General features: G+C 74.2%; 16 protein-coding genes. 10 read left to right on the top strand and 6 right to left on the bottom strand.

Annotated features, from left to right (window positions below):
* Positions 1-287 precede the first annotated feature (287 nt).
* Positions 288-1,073: an endo alpha-1,4 polygalactosaminidase gene (locus ACF09K_RS23500; protein WP_392246442.1), complete on the top strand. Its 786-nt coding sequence runs from the start codon at positions 288-290 to the stop codon at positions 1,071-1,073.
* A 25-nt stretch (positions 1,074-1,098) separates the two neighbouring features.
* On the opposite strand, the gene ACF09K_RS23495 is transcribed toward ACF09K_RS23500, so the two are convergent.
* Positions 1,099-1,914 (bottom strand): adenosylcobinamide-GDP ribazoletransferase, encoded by an 816-nt coding sequence (locus tag ACF09K_RS23495; protein WP_392246371.1) that lies wholly within the window; start codon positions 1,912-1,914, stop codon positions 1,099-1,101.
* Between the two features lie 61 nt (positions 1,915-1,975).
* On the opposite strand from ACF09K_RS23495, the gene ACF09K_RS23490 reads away from it, so the two are divergent.
* On the top strand, positions 1,976-2,740 hold the full coding sequence (locus tag ACF09K_RS23490; RefSeq protein WP_392246370.1) for a hypothetical protein: 765 nt from the start codon (positions 1,976-1,978) through the stop codon (positions 2,738-2,740).
* Positions 2,741-3,076: 336 nt separating this feature from the next.
* On the opposite strand, the gene cobT is transcribed toward ACF09K_RS23490, so the two are convergent.
* On the bottom strand, positions 3,077-4,222 hold the full coding sequence (gene cobT / locus ACF09K_RS23485) for a nicotinate-nucleotide--dimethylbenzimidazole phosphoribosyltransferase (protein ID WP_392246369.1): 1,146 nt from the start codon (positions 4,220-4,222) through the stop codon (positions 3,077-3,079).
* Between the two features lie 149 nt (positions 4,223-4,371).
* Here cobT and ACF09K_RS23480 point away from each other — a divergent pair, with 149 nt between their 5' ends.
* Positions 4,372-5,328 carry a class I SAM-dependent methyltransferase gene (locus tag ACF09K_RS23480; protein ID WP_392246368.1) on the top strand — a complete coding sequence of 319 codons (957 nt, stop codon included), beginning with the start codon at positions 4,372-4,374 and terminating at the stop codon, positions 5,326-5,328.
* Between the two features lie 249 nt (positions 5,329-5,577).
* On the opposite strand, the gene ACF09K_RS23475 is transcribed toward ACF09K_RS23480, so the two are convergent.
* The gene (locus ACF09K_RS23475; RefSeq protein ID WP_392246366.1) at positions 5,578-6,789 is read right to left on the bottom strand and encodes a bifunctional adenosylcobinamide kinase/adenosylcobinamide-phosphate guanylyltransferase; all 1,212 of its coding nucleotides are present in this window, start codon (positions 6,787-6,789) and stop codon (positions 5,578-5,580) included.
* 114 nt (positions 6,790-6,903) lie between these two features.
* Here ACF09K_RS23475 and ACF09K_RS23470 point away from each other — a divergent pair, with 114 nt between their 5' ends.
* Complete coding sequence (locus ACF09K_RS23470) at positions 6,904-7,116, top strand: hypothetical protein (RefSeq protein WP_363087150.1); 213 nt, start codon at positions 6,904-6,906, stop codon at positions 7,114-7,116.
* A gap of 130 nt (positions 7,117-7,246) precedes the next feature.
* On the opposite strand, the gene ACF09K_RS23465 is transcribed toward ACF09K_RS23470, so the two are convergent.
* Positions 7,247-7,948, bottom strand: a complete 702-nt coding sequence (locus tag ACF09K_RS23465; RefSeq protein ID WP_392246364.1) for a methyltransferase domain-containing protein — start codon at positions 7,946-7,948, stop codon at positions 7,247-7,249.
* Between the two features lie 83 nt (positions 7,949-8,031).
* Positions 8,032-8,658, bottom strand: a complete 627-nt coding sequence (locus tag ACF09K_RS23460) for a DUF3043 domain-containing protein (protein ID WP_392246362.1) — start codon at positions 8,656-8,658, stop codon at positions 8,032-8,034.
* 289 nt (positions 8,659-8,947) lie between these two features.
* On the opposite strand from ACF09K_RS23460, the gene ACF09K_RS23455 reads away from it, so the two are divergent.
* The 5 genes from ACF09K_RS23455 to ACF09K_RS23435 all read left to right on the top strand — a co-directional run bounded on the left by ACF09K_RS23455 (position 8,948) and on the right by ACF09K_RS23435 (position 15,460).
* Positions 8,948-9,724 (top strand): PspA/IM30 family protein, encoded by a 777-nt coding sequence (locus tag ACF09K_RS23455; protein WP_392246440.1) that lies wholly within the window; start codon positions 8,948-8,950, stop codon positions 9,722-9,724.
* 34 nt (positions 9,725-9,758) lie between these two features.
* The gene (locus ACF09K_RS23450; protein WP_392246359.1) at positions 9,759-10,037 is read left to right on the top strand and encodes a hypothetical protein; all 279 of its coding nucleotides are present in this window, start codon (positions 9,759-9,761) and stop codon (positions 10,035-10,037) included.
* 240 nt (positions 10,038-10,277) lie between these two features.
* Positions 10,278-11,498: a sensor histidine kinase gene (locus tag ACF09K_RS23445; protein WP_392246358.1), complete on the top strand. Its 1,221-nt coding sequence runs from the start codon at positions 10,278-10,280 to the stop codon at positions 11,496-11,498.
* Positions 11,495-12,175 (top strand): response regulator, encoded by a 681-nt coding sequence (locus ACF09K_RS23440; RefSeq protein ID WP_392246356.1) that lies wholly within the window; start codon positions 11,495-11,497, stop codon positions 12,173-12,175. The genes ACF09K_RS23445 and ACF09K_RS23440 overlap by 4 nt, the downstream gene beginning before the upstream one ends.
* A gap of 180 nt (positions 12,176-12,355) precedes the next feature.
* Positions 12,356-15,460, top strand: a complete 3,105-nt coding sequence (locus tag ACF09K_RS23435; protein ID WP_392246354.1) for an efflux RND transporter permease subunit — start codon at positions 12,356-12,358, stop codon at positions 15,458-15,460.
* 112 nt (positions 15,461-15,572) lie between these two features.
* On the opposite strand, the gene nadA is transcribed toward ACF09K_RS23435, so the two are convergent.
* Entirely contained in the window at positions 15,573-16,757 is a 1,185-nt protein-coding gene (nadA, locus tag ACF09K_RS23430) for a quinolinate synthase NadA (protein ID WP_392246352.1), read from the bottom strand.
* A gap of 300 nt (positions 16,758-17,057) precedes the next feature.
* Between nadA and erpA the strand changes: the two genes are divergently transcribed.
* Positions 17,058-17,414: an iron-sulfur cluster insertion protein ErpA gene (gene erpA / locus ACF09K_RS23425; RefSeq protein WP_392246350.1), complete on the top strand. Its 357-nt coding sequence runs from the start codon at positions 17,058-17,060 to the stop codon at positions 17,412-17,414.
* Positions 17,415-17,558 lie beyond the last annotated feature (144 nt).

The following is a 17,558-nucleotide window of genomic DNA, read 5'->3' as shown; positions in this document are numbered from 1 at the left end:
GCCGACCCTAGATCCGGGCTGGGGGAGCGGTCGTTACCGGGGTCGGCCTCACCGGCGCGGCGGACCGGCGCGGCGACCCCGCGACGAGCGTACGCGTGCGCGGGCGTCCGCCCGTGCACGGGAGTGTTCACCTGTCGGTGGCGTCGTGGCCACTCCCCGATCCTCGCATCCGGCGGACGGGGCCACACCTCTCGGGTGCGGCGGAGGGCGGCGTCCCGCGCCGGGCGGCGGCGGGGGATCATGGCGGCAGCCGCCGTCGCCCACCCTGGAGCCCGTCCGTGAGACGCATGGTCCTGCTGCCCGTCCTGCTGCCCGTCCTGCTGTCGCTGCTGGCGGGCTGCGCGTCCGCGCCGGACGGCGAGCCCGCGCGGGGGGACCGCTGGCGGCCACCGCCCGGCATCGGCTGGCAGTGGCAGCTGAGGGGGCGTCTGGACACCTCCGTCGACGTGCCGGTGTACGACGTCGACGGCTTCGACCAGAGCGCGGCGGCCGTCGCCGGGCTGCACGAGGACGGCCGCAAGGTCATCTGCTACCTGTCCACCGGCGCCTGGGAGGACTGGCGCCCGGACGCGGGGAGGTTCCCGCGGGCGGTCCTGGGCGAGGGCAACGGCTGGGAGGGGGAGCGCTGGCTGGACATCCGCCGTACCGACGTCCTCGAACCGCTGATGGCGGCCCGCCTCGACATGTGCCGCGACAAGGGCTTCGACGCGGTGGAACCGGACAACATGGACGGCTACCGCAACGAGAGCGGCTTCCCGCTGACGGCCGCCGACCAGCTCCGCTACAACCGGCTGATCGCCCGGCTCGCCCACGACCGGGGCCTGTCCGTCGGTCTGAAGAACGACCTCGACCAGATCCCCGAACTCGTCGACGACTTCGACTTCGCGGTCAACGAGCAGTGCGCCCAGTACGGCGAGTGCGCGCGGACGACCCCGTTCGTCGAGGCGGGCAAGGCCGTCTTCCACGTCGAGTACGAACTCCCCACGAGCCGCTTCTGCGCCGAGTCCCGCCGCCTGAAGCTGAGTTCCCTGCTGAAGAAGTACGAACTCACGGCGTGGCGCGAGGCCTGTTAGCCGGGTCCTCCCGCGGCCGCGTCGGCTAGCCGAGGCAGAGCACCACCAGCGCCGTCGTGGCCGCCGTCTCCGCCAGGCCGCCGAAGACGTCGCCGGTGACCCCGCCGAAGCGGCGCGTGCAGTGGCGCAGGAGCAGTTCGGCGGCGACGACGGCGAGGACGACGGCGACGGGCGTGCGGACGGCGTCGTACGGGCCGAGGAGGGCGCCCCCGGCCGCCGCGGCCGCGAGGCAGCCCGCCGCCACGGCCAGCGCGCCGCGCACCGGGACCACCCCGGCGACCGCCGCGCCGAGCCCCTCCGGCCGGGCGGCGGGCACGCCGGCGCGGGCGGCGAGGGTGAGCGCCAGCCGGGCGGCGACCGCGCCGGCGACGGCCGCCAGGGCGCCCCGGCCCCAGGAGGAGCCGTAGAGCTGGGTCAGCGCGGCCACCTGGGCGAACAGGACGAGGACGAGGGTGAGCACGCCGAAGGGCCCGATGTCCGACTGCTTCATGATCCGCAGCGCGTCGTCCGCGGGCCTGCCGCTGCCCAGCCCGTCCGCGGTGTCCGCCAGCCCGTCGAGGTGCAGGCCGCGGGTGAGGGCGGCGGGTACGGCGGCGGAGGCGACGGCGGCGAGCAGCGGGCCCGCGCCGAGGAGCAGGAGCAGCAGCCCGAGTCCGGCCGCGCAGCCGCCCACGGCCAGCCCGGCCAGCGGGGCCGCGAGCATGCCCCCGCGCGCGGCCCCGCGGTCCCAGCGGGTCACCCGGACGGGGAGGACGGTGAGGGTGCCGAAGGCGAAGCGCAGACCGTCGAGGCCGGAGGACGGGGAAGGCGGGGAGGACGGGGCGGACGGGGTCGTGGACACCGGCGCAGGTTACCCGGCGGTCGGACGGGCGCCGCGGGGAGCCCGGGACGAAAATGCGCCTATGGGAGATTGGCTGCAGCGGAACGTCGTCGAGCCGGGCAAGCTTCCGCTGCTCGTCGCCCTGGCCTCCTTCGTCCTGACCTTCCTGATCACCCGGGTCGTCACCCGTCTGATCCGCGCCGGCAAGGGCCCGTTCGGCAACATCAGCGCGGGCGGGGTGCACATCCACCACGTGGTCCCCGGCGTCGTCCTCACCGTCGTCGGCGGCTTCGGCGCGGTGGCCAGCGGCCGCAGCGGCTTCGGCTCGTACGCCTGCGCGGCGGTCTTCGGCGTCGGCGCGGGCCTGGTCCTGGACGAGTTCGCGCTGGTCCTGCACCTCGACGACGTGTACTGGACGGAGGCGGGCCGCAAGAGCGTGGAGGTCGTCGTCGTGACGGCGGCCCTGGTCGGCCTGGTGCTGGTCGGCTTCGCGCCGTTCGGCGTCAACGACCTCAGCGACGAGGAACTCCAGGACCGGGGCGCCGTGCTCTCGACCGTGGTCGTCAACTTCCTGTTCGCCCTGGCCGTGCTGAGCAAGGGCAAGGTGAAACTGGCCGTCTTCAGCGTGTTCGTCCCGTTCGTCGCCCTGTTCGGCCTCGTCCGGGTGGCCCGCCCCGACTCGCCGTGGGCCCGCCGCTTCTACCGCAGACGGCCGCACGCCCGCGCCAGGGCGGTCCTGCGGGCCTACCACCACGACCGCCGCTGGGCGGGACCGCGCCGGGTGATCGGCGACTGGCTGGGCGGCAAGACCGACGCCGAGCTGAGCCGGGCGGCCGAGCACCGCTGACGCGCGGCCGAGGAACGCCGACGTGCCGCCGGGCGGCGCCGACGCGCGGCCGGGCAGTGCCGACGGTACGGCCGGGCGGCGCCGACGTGCCGACGTGGCGGCCGGCGGCTCCGGGGGTTGCCTGCTGTGCCGAGCGCCCCGGCGGTCGCCTTCCGGCGAATCCCTCGGGGCCACCGGGGTTCTCGGGGCCGTCGAGCCCCGCGGACACCCGTGGTGCTTCGGCTTCTCCGGCAGTTCGGCGGCCGGGGCGGCGGCCGCCCGCACCAGGGGCGGTGCCGCCGGGCAGCGCCGACGCGCCGACGCGCCGTCGTGACGGCCGTCGGCCCCGGCGGGGGCCTACTCCGTGCCGAGCGCCCCGGTGGCCACCTTCCCGGCGGATCCCTCCGGGCCACCGGGACCCTCGGGGCTGTCGGGACCCGCGGGCTCCCGGGGTGCTTCGGGCTTCTCCGGCAGTTCGGCGGCCAGGGCGGCGGCCGCCTGCACCAGGGGCAGCGCCAGCAGCGCTCCCGCGCCCTCGCCCACCGTCACGCCCTGGTCCAGCAGCGGCTCCAGGGCCATCCGGTCCAGCGCCTTCGCCTGCCCCGGCTCCCCGCTGCGCTGCCCGGCCAGCCACCAGTCCGGGGCCCGGAAGGCGATCCGCTGCCCGACGAGCGCGCACGCCGCCGCCACGACGCCGTCCAGCACCACCGGCATCTTGCGGACGGCGCTCTGCAGCAGGAAGCCCGTCATCGCGGCGAGGTCCGCGCCGCCCACGGTCGCCAGCAGCCGCACCTGGTCCCCGAGCACCGGCCGCGCCCGCCGCAACGCGTCCCGGATCGCGGCGCACTTGCGCATCCACGCCAGGTCGTCGATCGCCAGGCCGCCCCGCCCGGTCACCACGGACGCGTCGGTCCCGCACAGCGCGGCCACCAGGACGCCCGCCGCCGTCGTCCCGCCCACGCTGACATCGCCGAGCACGACCAGGTCCGTACCGGAGTCGGCCTCCTCGTCGGCCACCGCCACCCCGGCGAGGAAGGCCGCCTCGGCCTCCTCGGCGGTCAGCGCGTCCTCGACGTCGATACGGCCGCTGCCGCGCCGCACCCGGTGCCGCACGACGTCCTCGGGGAACGTCTCCGGCGGGCAGTCCAGCGCCATGTCCACGACGCGCACGGGGACGTCGAGCCGCCGGGCGAGCACCGACACCGGCCGGCCGCCCTCCAGCACCTCCCGCACCAGCTCCGCCGCGCTGCCCGCCGGACGCGCCGAGACGCCCAGTGCGGCGATCCCGTGATCGCCGGCGAACAGCACCACCCGCGGCCGTACGACCGGCCGTACGGGCACCGAACCCTGCGCCGCCGCCAGCCACTCGCCCAGGTCGTCGAGGCGGCCCAGCGAGCCGGGCGGCACGGCCAGCCGTTCCCGGCGGGCCTCCGCGTCGCGGCGCACCCCGCCGTCGGGGCGCTCGATCAGATCGGTGAAGTCGTCGAGATTCAGCGAGCTCATTCGCCGAACAGTACCGGCACCGGTCGAACGGCCCGGTGCCACACCGGCACCACACCCCCGTGACGTCTTTGCACCCGAGATCGGCATCCCATACGTTCCGCTTTGCGGTGAATTGCCGCATCCTCCGACGCCCCTCCCCGGAGCCGCTCATGCCCCCCAGGCCCATCCACGAGCCGCGCCGCGACGACTGCCCCTGGTGCGGCTCGAAACGCCTGCGCACCCGCCTGCGCGCGCCCGACCTGCTCCACCACCGGCCCGGCACCTTCGCCGTCGACGAGTGCCGGGACTGCGCCCACGCCTTCCAGAACCCGCGACTGACCGCGGAGGGGCTCGCCCTCTACCACCGCCCCCCGGCGGTGGGCCTGCCCGGCGCCTCCGCCGAACGTGTCCTCGCCACCCGCACGCGGCGGCGCCGGCTGGTGGCCACCGCCCGCGCGATGCTGCCCTTCCCCGAGCCGGAGAGCTGGCTGGACGTGGGCACGGGGGACGCGCTGTTCCCCGAGGCGGCGAAGGAGGTCTTCACCTACACCTCCTTCGACGGGCTCGACCCCACCCCGCGGGTCGTCAGGGCCCAGGAGGCCGGCCGGGTGGAGGAGGCCCACCAGGGGTGGCTCACCCACCCCGCCACCAGCGCACGGCTGCGCGCCCGCTACGACGTCGTCAGCATGCTCGGCCACGTCGAGCACACCCTCGACCCGCGCGCCGAACTCCGGGCGGCGCTCGTCGCGTTGCGGCCCGGCGGACACCTGCTCCTCGAACTGCCCGAACCGCGCAGCGCGTTCGCGGCGCTCCTCGGCAAGTGGTGGGTGGCCCACGGGCAGCCGCGCCACCTCCACCTCATCCCGCTGCCCAACCTCCGCGCCGAACTCGAGTCCCAGGACTGCACCGTCGTCACGGCCGACCGCAGCGGCGCCCACGTCCCCCACGACCTCGCGGCGGCCCTGGCCCTCGCCCTCTCCCGCTCGGTCCCGGCCCCCCGTACGGCCCTCCTGCGCGCCGCCGCCCCGCTGGTCACCGCGGCGGGCGCCCTGGACCACGCACTGGCCCCCCTGCTCCGCCACACCCGCTTCTCCAACACGTACCGGGTGATCGCCCGCAAGAACTGACCCCCGGCACCGGCGAAGACCACCCCGCGCCCTGCCTCCGCACCCTCGTCCTCCCCGCCTTCGTCCCCCGCGCCTCCGCTCCGGGCGCCTCCGCTCCGGACGTCCCCGCTCCGGACGTCCCCGCTCCGGGGCCGCCCACCCCGAGGATGCCCGTCGGGGTGTCCGCCCCGGGGTGTCCGCCCCGGGATGTCCGCATCCCGGCGCGGCCGGCCGGCCCGGCGGTACCGGTACCGGCTCCGCGCGGCCGGCTCAGCCCCGTAGCACCACCACCTGTCCCGCCACCACCAGCAGCACCTCCTCGCACTCGCCCGCGACCGCCGCGTTCAGCCGCCCCAGCTCGTCCCGGTACCGCCGTCCCGACGCCGTCGCCGGCACGATCCCGGACCCCACCTCGTTCGACACCAGCACCACCGGCCGCCGGGCCCCCCGCACCGCGGCCGCCAACTCCGCCACCCGCGAGCGCAGTTCGCGTTCACCGCCGTCCGCCCACACCGCGTCGTCCCAGGCGCCGACGGAGTCCATCGCGTCGGTCAGCCACAACGACAGGCAGTCGACGAGCAGGGGCGGCGCCCCGTCCTGTGCGAGCAGCGGCACCAGGTCGCACGTCTCCACCGTCCGCCACGACCCCGGCCGCCGCTCCCGGTGCGCGGCGACCCGTGCCGCCCACTCGCCGTCGCCGCCCCGCGTCCCGCCGGTCGCGACGTACAGCACGCCGGGGAAGGACTCCAGCCGCCGTTCGGCCTCCACCGACTTCCCCGACCGCGCGCCGCCCAGCACCAGGGTCCGCCGCGGCACGTCCGGCACCTCCTCGTACACGCCCACCGTCAGCGTCGATCCGTCCGGCACCGCCCGCGCCCCCGCCGCGGCCAGCCGGCGCCGTACCTCCGGCCCCGGGGGCACGTCGTGGTCCAGGTGCACGGCGACGACGTCCGTCGTGGGCCCGACCGCGCCCACCGCCCGCAGCTTCGCCGCCGCGTCCGGTCGCCCCACCACGTCGGCGAGGACCATGTCGTACCGCTCGGCAGGCTCCCCGCCCTCCTCCAGCCCGGCCGGCGCGCCGCCCGGCGGCAGGTACAGCAGCCGCTGCCCGTCCGGACCGGTCACGGCGTACCCCGTACCGGGCGCGTCCATCGCCACCGCCCGCACCCGGTGCCCCGTCGGCTGCGTCGACTCCCGGCCGTCCGGCACCCGGACGGGGCGCGGCAGCCCGGCCGGCACCTCGACCGCGGGCCCGTCGTGCGGATGCGACAGCAGCACCTGCCGCACGCCGCCCAGGGAGTGCCCGGAGCGCGCCGCGGCGAAGGCCGCGCCCGGCGTGAGGTCGAGCAGCAGCACACCGTCCACCAGAACCGCGGTCGCCGCCCGGGCGTCCGCCCCGAGGGCGGTCGCGCAGGCGGCGCAGGGACAGTCGGGGCGGGGGAGTCCCGCGGGGGCACCGGTACCGAGCAGAGTCACTTCCACGGACCTGATTTTCGCGCGTCCGACCAGGTCTTGCGCATCCGGCTAGGCTGCGTGCCAGGAGCCGGACCGTGATCCGGCTCCTGCTCTGCATGTGCTCACACGTTGGAGGCGTACATGGCGGCATGGACGTGGCGGTTCGAGAAGGCCGACGGGACGGAGGTCCAGCCCGCGGTGCAGCCAGAGGAGTTCACCACGCAGGGGGACGCCGAGTCCTGGCTCGGGGAGCAGTGGAAGGCCCTGCTCGAAGGCGGCGCGGACCAGGTCCGGCTGTTCGAGGACGCCACGGAGATCTACGGCCCGATGAACCTGCACGCCGACGAGTCGTAGGAGGGGCCCCGGCCCGGGGTGGCCGGCCGACGGCCACCCCGCTCGCCCCGCCCCGACCGCCCCCGGCGCCGCTCGGCCGGCGGCCACGCCGACCGTCCGTCGCCGCGGGTGACACCCACCGCGGGGCCTCTCAGCCCCGCACCCCGCACAGGTGCAGCAGTGCCGCCACACTGCGGTACGGGTCCGTCCGGCCCGCCCGCTCCTCCGCCGCCAGCAGCGGCTCCAGGTCCTCGGGGACGTCCGCGCCGTCCACCGCCGTGTCCGTGAAGACCCGCACGCCGTACCAGGCGTGCAGCGGCGCCCCGATGCCCGCGAGGGTCGCGGTCAGGGTCTCCCGGCGGTCCGCGCGGACGTCGAGACCCAGCCGGTTGCGGTACGCCGTGGTGTCGAAGGCACCCAGGGCGCCCGCCCAGTCCCCGGCCAGCCCGGGCCGCATGGCCAGCGCGTCGGCGTTGCGCACCAGGAGGGACAGCAGGCCGCCGGGGGCCAGCACGCGCGCGAGGCCCGCGAGCAGGGGGTCCGGCTCCTGGACGTACATGAGCACGCCGTGGCAGAGCACCACGTCGAAACTGCCGGGCGGGAAGTGCGCGCCGGTGTCCCGGCCGTCGCCCTCCATGATCCGCATCCGCTCCCGGATGCCCTCGGGCTCGCCGCCCAGGGCCTCACGGGCCGCGGCGATCATCGTCGCGTCCCGCTCCAGCCCGGTCACCTGGTGACCGAGCCGGGCCAGCCGCAGCGCCTGGGTGCCCTGCCCCATCCCCACGTCGAGCACGCGCAGCCGCTGCCCGACCGGGTACCGCCCGGCTATCTGTTCGTCGAGCTGCCGGGCCACCAGCTCCTGCCGTACGACATCACGCAGTCCGCCGAGCCTGTTCAGCCAGGCCTTCGCCGCACCCCCGGAGAAAGAAGCCGTGCTCAGGGCCGCTCTCCGCGCTTGACCTGCGGCTTGGGCAGCCGGAGCCGACGCATCTGGAGGGAGCGCATGAGCGCGTAGGCCACCGCGCCCCGCCGGTTCTGGTCGGGGAAGCGCTCGGCGAGCCGCTTCTTCAGACGGAACCCGGCCACGAGCGAGTCCAGCACGATCAGCACGATCACCACGAGCCACAGCAGCAGCGCGATCGTCTGGAGCGAGCCCACCCGGACCATGCTCAGCACCAGGATGACCACGGCCATCGGCAGGAAGAACTCCGCCACGTTGAACCGCGAGTCGACGGTGTCGCGCGCGAACTTGCGCACCGGGCCCTTGTCGCGGGCCGGCAGGAACCGCTCGTCACCGCCCGCCAGCGCCTGCCGCTGGCGCTCCAGCTGGGCTCGGCGCTCCTCGCGCTGACGCTTGGCGGCGTCCTTGCGCGACAGAGAGGTGTTGGCGACGCTGCGGCGCTGGGACTGGGCCTCACTGCGCTTGGGCGTGGGCCTGCCCTTCGGGGCCTGCGGGTCGCGGGTCTGCTTGGAGTCGGCCGGCGCCTTGTCGGCTACCGGGGCCTTCTCGTCCTTGGCACGGCTACGGAACACAAAACCCAAGGGTAAGCGCTCCCCGGGCATGGACCCCAGCCGGGCGGGGAACGATCCGGCAACACCGTTCGTCTGAACCGATGACGGACTCGGGACGAACCGGTGGAGAGGGGACGGGCGGTGGCGCGGTGGTCACCCTGAAGGTCACCTCCTCCTCACGCCGGAGCAAGGCCTCGGTCAGTCGTCCTTGGGGATGAGCACATCTGGCCCCGAACAGTGCGTCAATGGAAGCAGGGCCCGTACTGTGGGTTCTGTCGCAGAGCTGGAGCTGGACGTCAGAAGGGGGCGCGCGAAGCCCATGAGCGGTGTCATGAAGCGTATGGGGATGATCTTCCGCGCGAAGGCGAACAAGGCCCTTGACCGGGCCGAGGACCCGCGCGAGACCCTCGACTACTCGTACCAGAAGCAGCTGGAGCTGCTGCAGAAGGTCCGCCGCGGTGTCGCGGACGTGGCCACCTCGCGCAAGCGGCTGGAACTCCAGCTCAACCAGTTGCAGTCGCAGTCCTCCAAGCTGGAGGACCAGGGCCGCAAGGCGCTCGCGCTGGGCCGCGAGGACCTGGCCCGCGAGGCGCTCTCGCGCCGGGCCGCCCTCCAGCAGCAGGTCACCGACCTGGAGACGCAGCACTCGACGCTCCAGGGCGAGGAGGAGAAGCTCACCCTCGCGGCCCAGCGCCTCCAGGCCAAGGTGGACGCCTTCCGCACCAAGAAGGAGACCATCAAGGCCACCTACACGGCGGCACAGGCGCAGACCCGGATCGGGGAGGCCTTCTCCGGCATCTCCGAGGAGATGGGCGACGTCGGGCTGGCGATCCAGCGCGCCGAGGACAAGACCGCCCAGCTCCAGGCCCGGGTCGGCGCCCTCGACGAACTCCTCGCCTCCGGCGCCCTGGACGACCCCACCGGCATCGCCAAGGACGACCTCCAGGCCGAGCTGGACCGGCTCTCCGGTGGTACGGATGTAGAGCTGGAGCTCCAGCGCATGAAGGCGGAGCTGGCCGGTGGCCCCTCGTCCGGGCAGCAGGCCATCGAGGGCGGCGCCGACCCGGCGCAGAACCGGCAGCAGCCGCAGGACACCCCGCGCTTCGACAAGCAGTAGCCGCGGCGCCGGGGCCGGAGCCGAGGAGGCCGACATGATCGTCCGGATCATGGGGGAGGGCCAGTGGACACTGGCCGACTCCCACTTCGCCGAGCTGAACCAGCTGGACGACGAACTGCTGGCCGAGATGGAGGGTGGCGACGACGAGGGCTTCCACCGCACCCTCTGCGCCCTCCTGGAGGCCGTCCGCCGCCTCGGCGAGCCCCTTCCCGACGACGCCCTCGAGCCCTCGGAACTGATCCTCCCGGCCCCGGACGCGAGCCTGGAGGAGGTCCGGGAGATGCTCAGCGGCAACGGGCTGATCCCCGGCTGAGGCCGGGGTCCCGGTGACGGCGGGCCGCTGCCCCGGCGGTGACCCGCGGCCCGCGGATCCGGCCCGGCGGCCGGCCGGGGACCGGGCCGCCCGGGCCGACGGCCGGCCCGGTCCCCGGCCCGCCGCCCCGCCCGGCGCCCGGGCCCGAGGGCGGTCGTCCCCGGCGGCAGCCCCTGCCGGCGGGGCCGGGCGGCGGCCACGGAGCGGCCACGAAAGCGACGGCACGGAAAGCGACCCCCTGTGACCACCCTCGCCCGAGCCCGGCGCCGGCTGAAGGCCCACCCCCTCGCCCTGGACTCCGCCCTCGCCGCCGCCGTACTGCTGTGCATGCTGGCCGGTTCCTTCGTCGACCCGCACGGCGAGCAGGGCGTCAGCTGGAGCCTGCGCAGTCCCGACCCGCTCAGCCTGCTGCTGACCACCCTCGCCGGCGTCGCCCTCGCCCTCCGCCGCATCGCCCCCCTGGCGGTCCTCGCGGTCACCGGCACCTGCACCGTGGTCGAGAGCGTCACCGGCGACCCCCGCGCCCCCGTCGCGATGTCCGCCGTCCTCGCCCTCTACACCGTCGCCTCCACCACCGACCGCCCCACCACCTGGCGGGTCGGCCTGCTCACCACGACCGTCCTCACCGGCGCCGCCATGCTCGCCGGGCCGCTGCCCTGGTACGCCCAGGAGAACCTGGCGATCTTCGCCTGGACCGGCATCGGCGCCACCGCCGGGGACGCGGTCCGCAGCCGCCGGGCCGTCGTGCGCGCCATCCGGGAGCGGGCCGAACGGGCCGAACGCACCCGTGAGGAGGAGGCCCGCCGCCGGGTCGCCGAGGAGCGCCTGCGCATCGCCCGCGACCTGCACGACGTGGTCGCCCACCACATCGCCCTGGTCAACGTGCAGGCCGGGGTCGCCGCCCACGTCATGGACAAACGCCCCGACCAGGCCAAGGAGGCCCTCGCGCACGTCCGCGAGGCCGGCCGCTCCGCGCTCAACGAACTGCGCGCCACGGTCGGTCTGCTGCGCCAGTCCGGCGACCCGGAGGCGCCCACCGAGCCGGCCCCCGGCCTCGACCGGCTCGACGAACTGGCCGGCACCTTCCGCAACGCGGGCCTGCCGGTCGAGGTGGCCCGTGCCGACCACGGCACCGCGCTCCCCGCCGCCGTCGACCTGGCCGCCTACCGCGTCATCCAGGAGGCCCTCACCAACGTGCGCAAACACGCGGGACCCGAGGCCAGGGCCGAGGTCAGCGTCGTCCGCGTCGGCCCCCACATCGAGGTCACCGTCCTCGACGACGGCCCCGGGGGCGCACCGGCCCCGCAGGACGGCGGCGGACACGGCCTGCTCGGGATGCGCGAGCGCGTCACCGCACTGCGCGGCGCCCTCACCACTGGTCCCCGCTACGGGGGCGGCTACCGCGTCCATGCGATCCTGCCCGTCAAGACCCGCCCCAGCGCCCCCGAGGACTCCGCATGACCATCCGCGTCCTGCTCGCCGACGACCAGGCGCTGCTGCGCAGCGCGTTCCGGGTGCTCGTCGACTCCGAGCCCGACATGGAGGTGGTCGGCGAGGCGTCCGACGGGGCGCAGGCGGTCCGGCTCGCCAAGGAGGAGCGCGCCGACGTCGTCCTGATGGACATCCGCATGCCCGGCACCGACGGCCTCGCCGCCACCCGCCTGATCAGCGCCGATCCGTCCCTCGCGCACGTCCGCGTGGTGATCCTGACGACCTTCGAGGTCGACGACTACGTGGTGCGGTCGCTGCGCGCGGGCGCCTCCGGCTTCCTCGGCAAGGGCAGCGAGCCGGAGGAACTGCTCAACGCCATCCGGGTCGCCGCCGGCGGGGACGCCCTGCTCTCGCCGGCCGCGACCAAGGGGCTGATCGCCCGCTTCCTCGCCCAGGGCGACGCGGGGGACGACGACGACCCGGACCGGGCGCGGCGGCTGTCGGCGCTCACCGGCCGGGAGCGCGAGGTCCTCGTCCAGGTCGCCGGCGGCCACTCCAACGACGAGATCGCCGAACGCCTGGAGGTCAGCCCGCTGACCGTGAAGACGCACGTCAACAGGGCCATGGCCAAACTGGGCGCCCGCGACCGGGCCCAGCTCGTGGTGATCGCCTACGAGTCCGGGCTGGTCCGCCCGAGGGTGGACTGATCCCCACCCGGCCGTACTGCACCCGGAGTATGCGCCGCATAAGGAAATCGACCTGGGGCTTACGGATCGGGCCCTGCGCATGGCCGAGGGTGTGAGGGGACGGGGTCCGTGCGTGCGCGCCGTCCCTTCCCGTCCCTGCCGTGCCGCTCCCGCCGCTCCCGGAAGAGAGACCTGTAACCCATGTCCTGGCTGTCGAAGTTCAGCCTCGCGCAACGGGCCCTGATAGGCCTCGTGTCCATCATCGCGATCGTGTTCGGGGCGATCGCGATCCCGCAGCTCAAACAGCAGCTCCTGCCCACCATCGAACTGCCGGTGGTGTCGGTGCTCGCGCCGTACCAGGGCGCCTCCCCCGACGTCGTCGAGAAGCAGGTGATCCAGCCCATCGAGGACAACCTCGAAGGGGTCGACGGGATCACCGGCGTCACCTCCACGGCGAGCGAGGGCAACGCGGTCATCCTCGCCTCCTTCGACTACGGCAACGACACCGAGCAGCTCGTCGCCGACGTCCAGCAGGCCGTCAACCGGGCCCGCGTCCGGCTCCCGGACCCGGTGGACCCGCAGGTCGTCGCCGGCTCCACGGACGACATCCCGACCGTGGTCCTCGCCGTCGCCTCGGCCGGTGACCAGCAGGCCCTCGCCGACCGCCTGGACACGACGGTCGTGCCCGCGCTGAAGGACATCGACGGCGTCGGCCAGGTCACCGTCGACGGTGTGCGCGACCTCCGGGTCGCCGTCACCCCGGCCGACGCGAAACTGGCGAAGGCCGGGCTGACCGTCCAGTCGCTCGCCCAGGCCCTCCAGGCCGGCGGCGTCACCGTCGCCGCGGGCTCCTTCGACGAGGCGGGCGGCAACCGCACCGTCCAGGTCGGCGGCGGCTACACCTCCCTGCGGCAGATCCAGGACCTGGTGATCCCCGCGCGGCCGGGCGGCAAGCCGGTCCGCCTCGCCGACGTCGCCACGGTGAAGCAGGAGGAGGCCCCGGCCGCCTCCCTCACCCGCACCGACGGCAAGCCCAGCCTCGCCGTGGCCGTCACCATGGACCACGACGGCAGCGCGGTCGCCATCTCCGGCGCGGTCCGGGACAAGCTGCCCGGTCTGCGCGAGGACCTCGGCGCCGGCGCGTCGATCACCGTCGTCAGCGACCAGGGCCCGGCGGTGTCGAAGTCCATCGACGGCCTGACCACCGAGGGCGCGCTCGGCCTGCTCTTCGCGGTCCTGGTCATCCTGGTCTTCCTGGCGTCGGTCCGCTCGACGCTGGTGACGGCGGTGTCCATCCCGCTGTCCGTGGTCCTCGCCCTGATCGTGCTGTGGACCCGTGACCTGTCGCTCAACATGCTGACGCTGGGCGCGCTGACCATCGCCATCGGCCGCGTCGTCGACGACTCGATCGTGGTCCTGGAGAACATCAAGCGTCACCTCGGCTACGGCGAGGAGCGCCAGACCGCGATCCTCACCGCGGTCCGCGAGGTGGCCGGCGCGGTCACCTCCTCGACCCTCACCACGGTCGCCGTGTTCCTGCCGATCGGCCTGGTCGGCGGCATGGTCGGCGCCCTGTTCGGCGCGTTCAGCCTCACCGTCACGGCGGCCCTGCTGGCCTCCCTGCTGGTGTCCCTGACGGTCGTCCCGGTCCTGTCGTACTGGTTCCTGCGGCCCCCGAAGGGCACCTCCGAGGACGCCGGCGAAGCCCGCCGCGCGGCCGAGGAGAAGGAGGCGAACAGCCGTCTGCAGCGCTTCTACGTTCCCGTCCTGCGGTTCGCGACCCGGCGCCGGCTGACGAGCGTGGCGATCGCGGTCGTCGTCCTGATCGGCACCTTCGGCATGGTGCCCCTGCTGAAGACCAACTTCTTCGACCAGGGCGAGCAGCAGGTCCTGACGGTCAAGCAGGAGCTGGAGCCGGGCACCAGCCTGGCGGCGACCGACGCCCAGGCCAGGAAGGTCGAGCAACTCCTCGCCGGCACCGAGGGCGTGAAGGACTACCAGGTCACCGTCGGCTCCTCCGGGTTCATGGCCGCCTTCGGCGGCGGCACCGACACCAACCAGGCCTCGTACCAGGTGATGCTGGAGGACTCGGCGTCCTTCGAGGACGTCCGGGACCACATCGAGGACGGGCTGAAGAAGCTGTCCGGCATCGGCGGCACCACGGTCGCCGCCGGTGACGGCTTCGGCAGCCAGGACCTGAGCGTCGTCGTGAAGGCGGCCGACGCCGGGGTGCTGCGCACGGCGGCCGAGCAGGTCCGCGCCGCGGTGGCCGGCCTGGACGACGTCACGGACGTCACCAGCGACCTCTCGCAGAGTGTGCCCCGCATCTCGGTCGCGGCGAACGCGAAGGCCGCGGCGGCCGGGTTCGACGAGCAGAGCCTGGGCGCGGCGGTCACCCAGGCGGTGCGCGGCACGACGGCGGCGAAGGCGGTCCTGGACGACACCGAGCGCGACGTCGTCATCACCTCCGCCCGTCCGGCCACCACGCTGGCGCAGCTCAGGGCCCTGCCCCTGGGGCCGGTGAAGCTCGGCGACATCGCGACCGTGCGGCTCGTCGACGGCCCCGTGGCCATGACCCGCATCGACGGGCAGCGCGCGGCCACCGTCACCGCCCGGCCGACCGGCGACAACACGGGCGCGGTGAGCGCGGACCTGACGTCGAAGCTGGACGCGCTGAAGCTCCCGGCGGGCGCCACGGCCGAGATCGGCGGTGTCTCCCAGGACCAGGACGACGCGTTCAAGAACCTCGCCCTGGCGATGCTCGCGGCGATCGCGATCGTCTTCATGCTGCTGGTGGCGACCTTCCGGTCGCTGGTCCAGCCGCTGATCCTGCTGGTCTCCATCCCGTTCGCGGCGACCGGCGCGATCGGCCTGCTGATCGCCACCGGCACCCCGATGGGCGTCCCGGCCATGATCGGCATGCTGATGCTGATCGGCATCGTGGTGACCAACGCCATCGTGCTGATCGACCTGATCAACCAGTACCGCGGACAGGGGTACGGCGTGGTCGAGGCCGTGGTCGAGGGCGGCCGCCACCGGCTGCGGCCCATCCTCATGACGGCGCTGGCGACCGTCTTCGCCCTGCTGCCGATGGCCCTGGGCGTCACCGGTGAGGGCGGCTTCATCGCGCAGCCGCTGGCCGTGGTCGTGATCGGCGGTCTGATCACCTCCACGCTGCTCACCCTGCTGCTGGTCCCGACCCTCTACGCGATGGTCGAACTGCGCAAGGAGCGGCGGGCGCGGAAGCGGGCGGCGAAGAAGCGGTCCGCCGGGCCGGAGAGGACGCCGGAGCCGGCCGGCGTCTGAGCGGTCCACGCACCTGAGCTCCGGTAACCCCCACCGTGCTCCGGTACCCGCACCGAGGCCCCGTCCCGCGCACACCGCGCGGGCCGGGGCCTCGACCTCTGTCCGGCGCGGCCTACGGCAGCGCCAGCATCCGCTCCAGCGCCAGCTTCGCGTACGTCTCGGTCTCCTCGTCGACCTCGATGCGGTTGACCAGCTTGCCCTCGGCCAGGGACTCCAGGGCCCAGACCAGGTGCGGCAGGTCGATGCGGTTCATGGTGGAGCAGAAGCAGACCGTCCTGTCGAGGAACACGATCTCCTTGCCCTCGGGGGCGAAACGGTTCGCCAGCCGGCGGACCAGGTTCAGCTCCGTGCCGATGGCCCACTTGGAGCCGGCGGGGGCGGCCTCCAGGGCCTTGATGATGTACTCGGTCGAGCCGACCTGGTCCGCCGCCGCCACGACCTCGTGCCGGCACTCGGGGTGGACGAGCACGTTCACCCCGGGGATGCGGGCGCGCACGTCCTCCACCGACTCCAGGCTGAAGCGGCCGTGCACCGAGCAGTGGCCCCGCCACAGGATCATCTTCGCGTCGCGCAGCTGCTCGGCGGTGAGCCCGCCGTTCGGCTTGTGCGGGTTGTAGACGACGCAGTCCTCCAGGGACATGCCCATGTCGCGGACGGCGGTGTTGCGGCCCAGGTGCTGGTCGGGCAGGAACAGCACCTTCTCGCCCTGCGCGAAGGCCCACTCCAGGGCCTTCCTGGCGTTGGACGAGGTGCAGATCGTGCCGCCGTGCCTGCCGGTGAACGCCTTGATGTCCGCGGAGGAGTTCATGTACGAGACGGGCACGACCCGCTCGGCCACGCCGGCCTCGGTCAGCACGTCCCAGCACTCGGCGACCTGCTCGGCCGTCGCCATGTCGGCCATCGAGCAGCCGGCCGCCAGGTCGGGCAGGACCACCTTCTGGTCGTCGGACGTCAGGATGTCCGCGGACTCGGCCATGAAGTGCACACCGCAGAACACGATGTACTCGGCCTCCGGGCGGGCGGCCGCGTCCCGCGCCAGCTTGAAGGAGTCGCCCGTGACGTCGGCGAACTGGATGACCTCGTCGCGCTGGTAGTGGTGCCCGAGGACGAAGACCTTGTCACCGAGCTTCTCCTTGGCGGCGCGGGCCCGCTCCACCAGGTCCGGGTCGGACGGGGAGGGCAGGTCGCCGGGGCACTCGACGCCCCGCTCACTCTTCGGGTCGGCCTCGCGGCCGAGCAGCAACAGGGCGAGCGGAGTCGGCTGTACGTCGAGCTCCGTGGTCTGGGCGGTGGTCACGACACGCACCCTTTCTACTTTTCGTCGATCTGACGCTATCTATCATAACCCGCTTCATGTCACTTTGACGATGGTCATTGCGTCGATGTGACATGAATCCCGCCGTGTCCCGAGGTGCCCCCGCCGTGCCCCGGCGCGGGCCCGTCCACGGGCGCCGAGGGCCACTGTTCGCCGCCGGGCGCGTGTGCGAGCATGAAAGGACGGGCGGAAGACGACTCGCCCGGCCCGTGGAATGAATCCGCGGCCCCGCCGGTTGAAACCGTCGGCAAGCAGTCTCCGTACAACCCGGGAGAGATGTAGATGTCCGTATCGGACGAGACCAGCACCGTCACCGACGGCATCATCCTGTCCGACGCCGCCGCGGCGAAGGTCAAGACCCTGCTCGACCAGGAAGGCCGTGACGACCTGGCCCTGCGTGTCGCCGTCCAGCCCGGTGGCTGCTCCGGCCTGCGCTACCAGCTCTTCTTCGACGAGCGTTCCCTCGACGGCGACGTGGTCAAGGACTTCGACGGCGTCAAGGTCGTCACCGACCGCATGAGCGCCCCCTACCTGGGCGGCGCGTCCATCGACTTCGTGGACACCATCGAGAAGCAGGGCTTCACGATCGACAACCCGAACGCGACGGGCTCCTGCGCCTGCGGCGACTCCTTCAGCTAGGACGCCCCGCATCCGACGCGGAAGGGGGGGGGCCCCCCCCCGGGGGGGGGCCCCCCCCCCCCGGGGGGGCCCCGCGGGGGGCGGTTCGCGTGTGCGGGTGCCCCGGTGCCGCCCCCGCCGCCGGGGACACCCCAGCCCGGGCGC

The sequence above is a fragment of the Streptomyces sp. NPDC014882 genome, from assembly GCF_043081325.1.
Lineage (GTDB): Bacteria > Actinomycetota > Actinomycetes > Streptomycetales > Streptomycetaceae > Streptomyces.
The sequence above is the reverse complement of the archived record's forward strand: the minus strand, read 5'-3'. Positions and strand labels throughout refer to the sequence as shown.

Excerpts from the sequence above, each read along its gene's own strand:
- ACF09K_RS23500 (WP_392246442.1), top strand. The coding sequence starts at position 288 with ATGGTCCTGCTGCCCGTCCTGCTGCCCGTCCTGCTGTCGCTGCTGGCG.
- ACF09K_RS23490 (WP_392246370.1), top strand. The coding sequence starts at position 1,976 with ATGGGAGATTGGCTGCAGCGGAACGTCGTCGAGCCGGGCAAGCTTCCG.
- cobT (WP_392246369.1), bottom strand. The coding sequence starts at position 4,222 with ATGAGCTCGCTGAATCTCGACGACTTCACCGATCTGATCGAGCGCCCC.
- ACF09K_RS23480 (WP_392246368.1), top strand. The coding sequence starts at position 4,372 with ATGCCCCCCAGGCCCATCCACGAGCCGCGCCGCGACGACTGCCCCTGG.
- ACF09K_RS23470 (WP_363087150.1), top strand. The coding sequence starts at position 6,904 with ATGGCGGCATGGACGTGGCGGTTCGAGAAGGCCGACGGGACGGAGGTC.
- ACF09K_RS23460 (WP_392246362.1), bottom strand. The coding sequence starts at position 8,658 with ATGCCCGGGGAGCGCTTACCCTTGGGTTTTGTGTTCCGTAGCCGTGCC.
- ACF09K_RS23455 (WP_392246440.1), top strand. The coding sequence starts at position 8,948 with ATGGGGATGATCTTCCGCGCGAAGGCGAACAAGGCCCTTGACCGGGCC.
- ACF09K_RS23450 (WP_392246359.1), top strand. The coding sequence starts at position 9,759 with ATGATCGTCCGGATCATGGGGGAGGGCCAGTGGACACTGGCCGACTCC.
- ACF09K_RS23440 (WP_392246356.1), top strand. The coding sequence starts at position 11,495 with ATGACCATCCGCGTCCTGCTCGCCGACGACCAGGCGCTGCTGCGCAGC.
- ACF09K_RS23435 (WP_392246354.1), top strand. The coding sequence starts at position 12,356 with ATGTCCTGGCTGTCGAAGTTCAGCCTCGCGCAACGGGCCCTGATAGGC.
- erpA (WP_392246350.1), top strand. The coding sequence starts at position 17,058 with ATGTCCGTATCGGACGAGACCAGCACCGTCACCGACGGCATCATCCTG.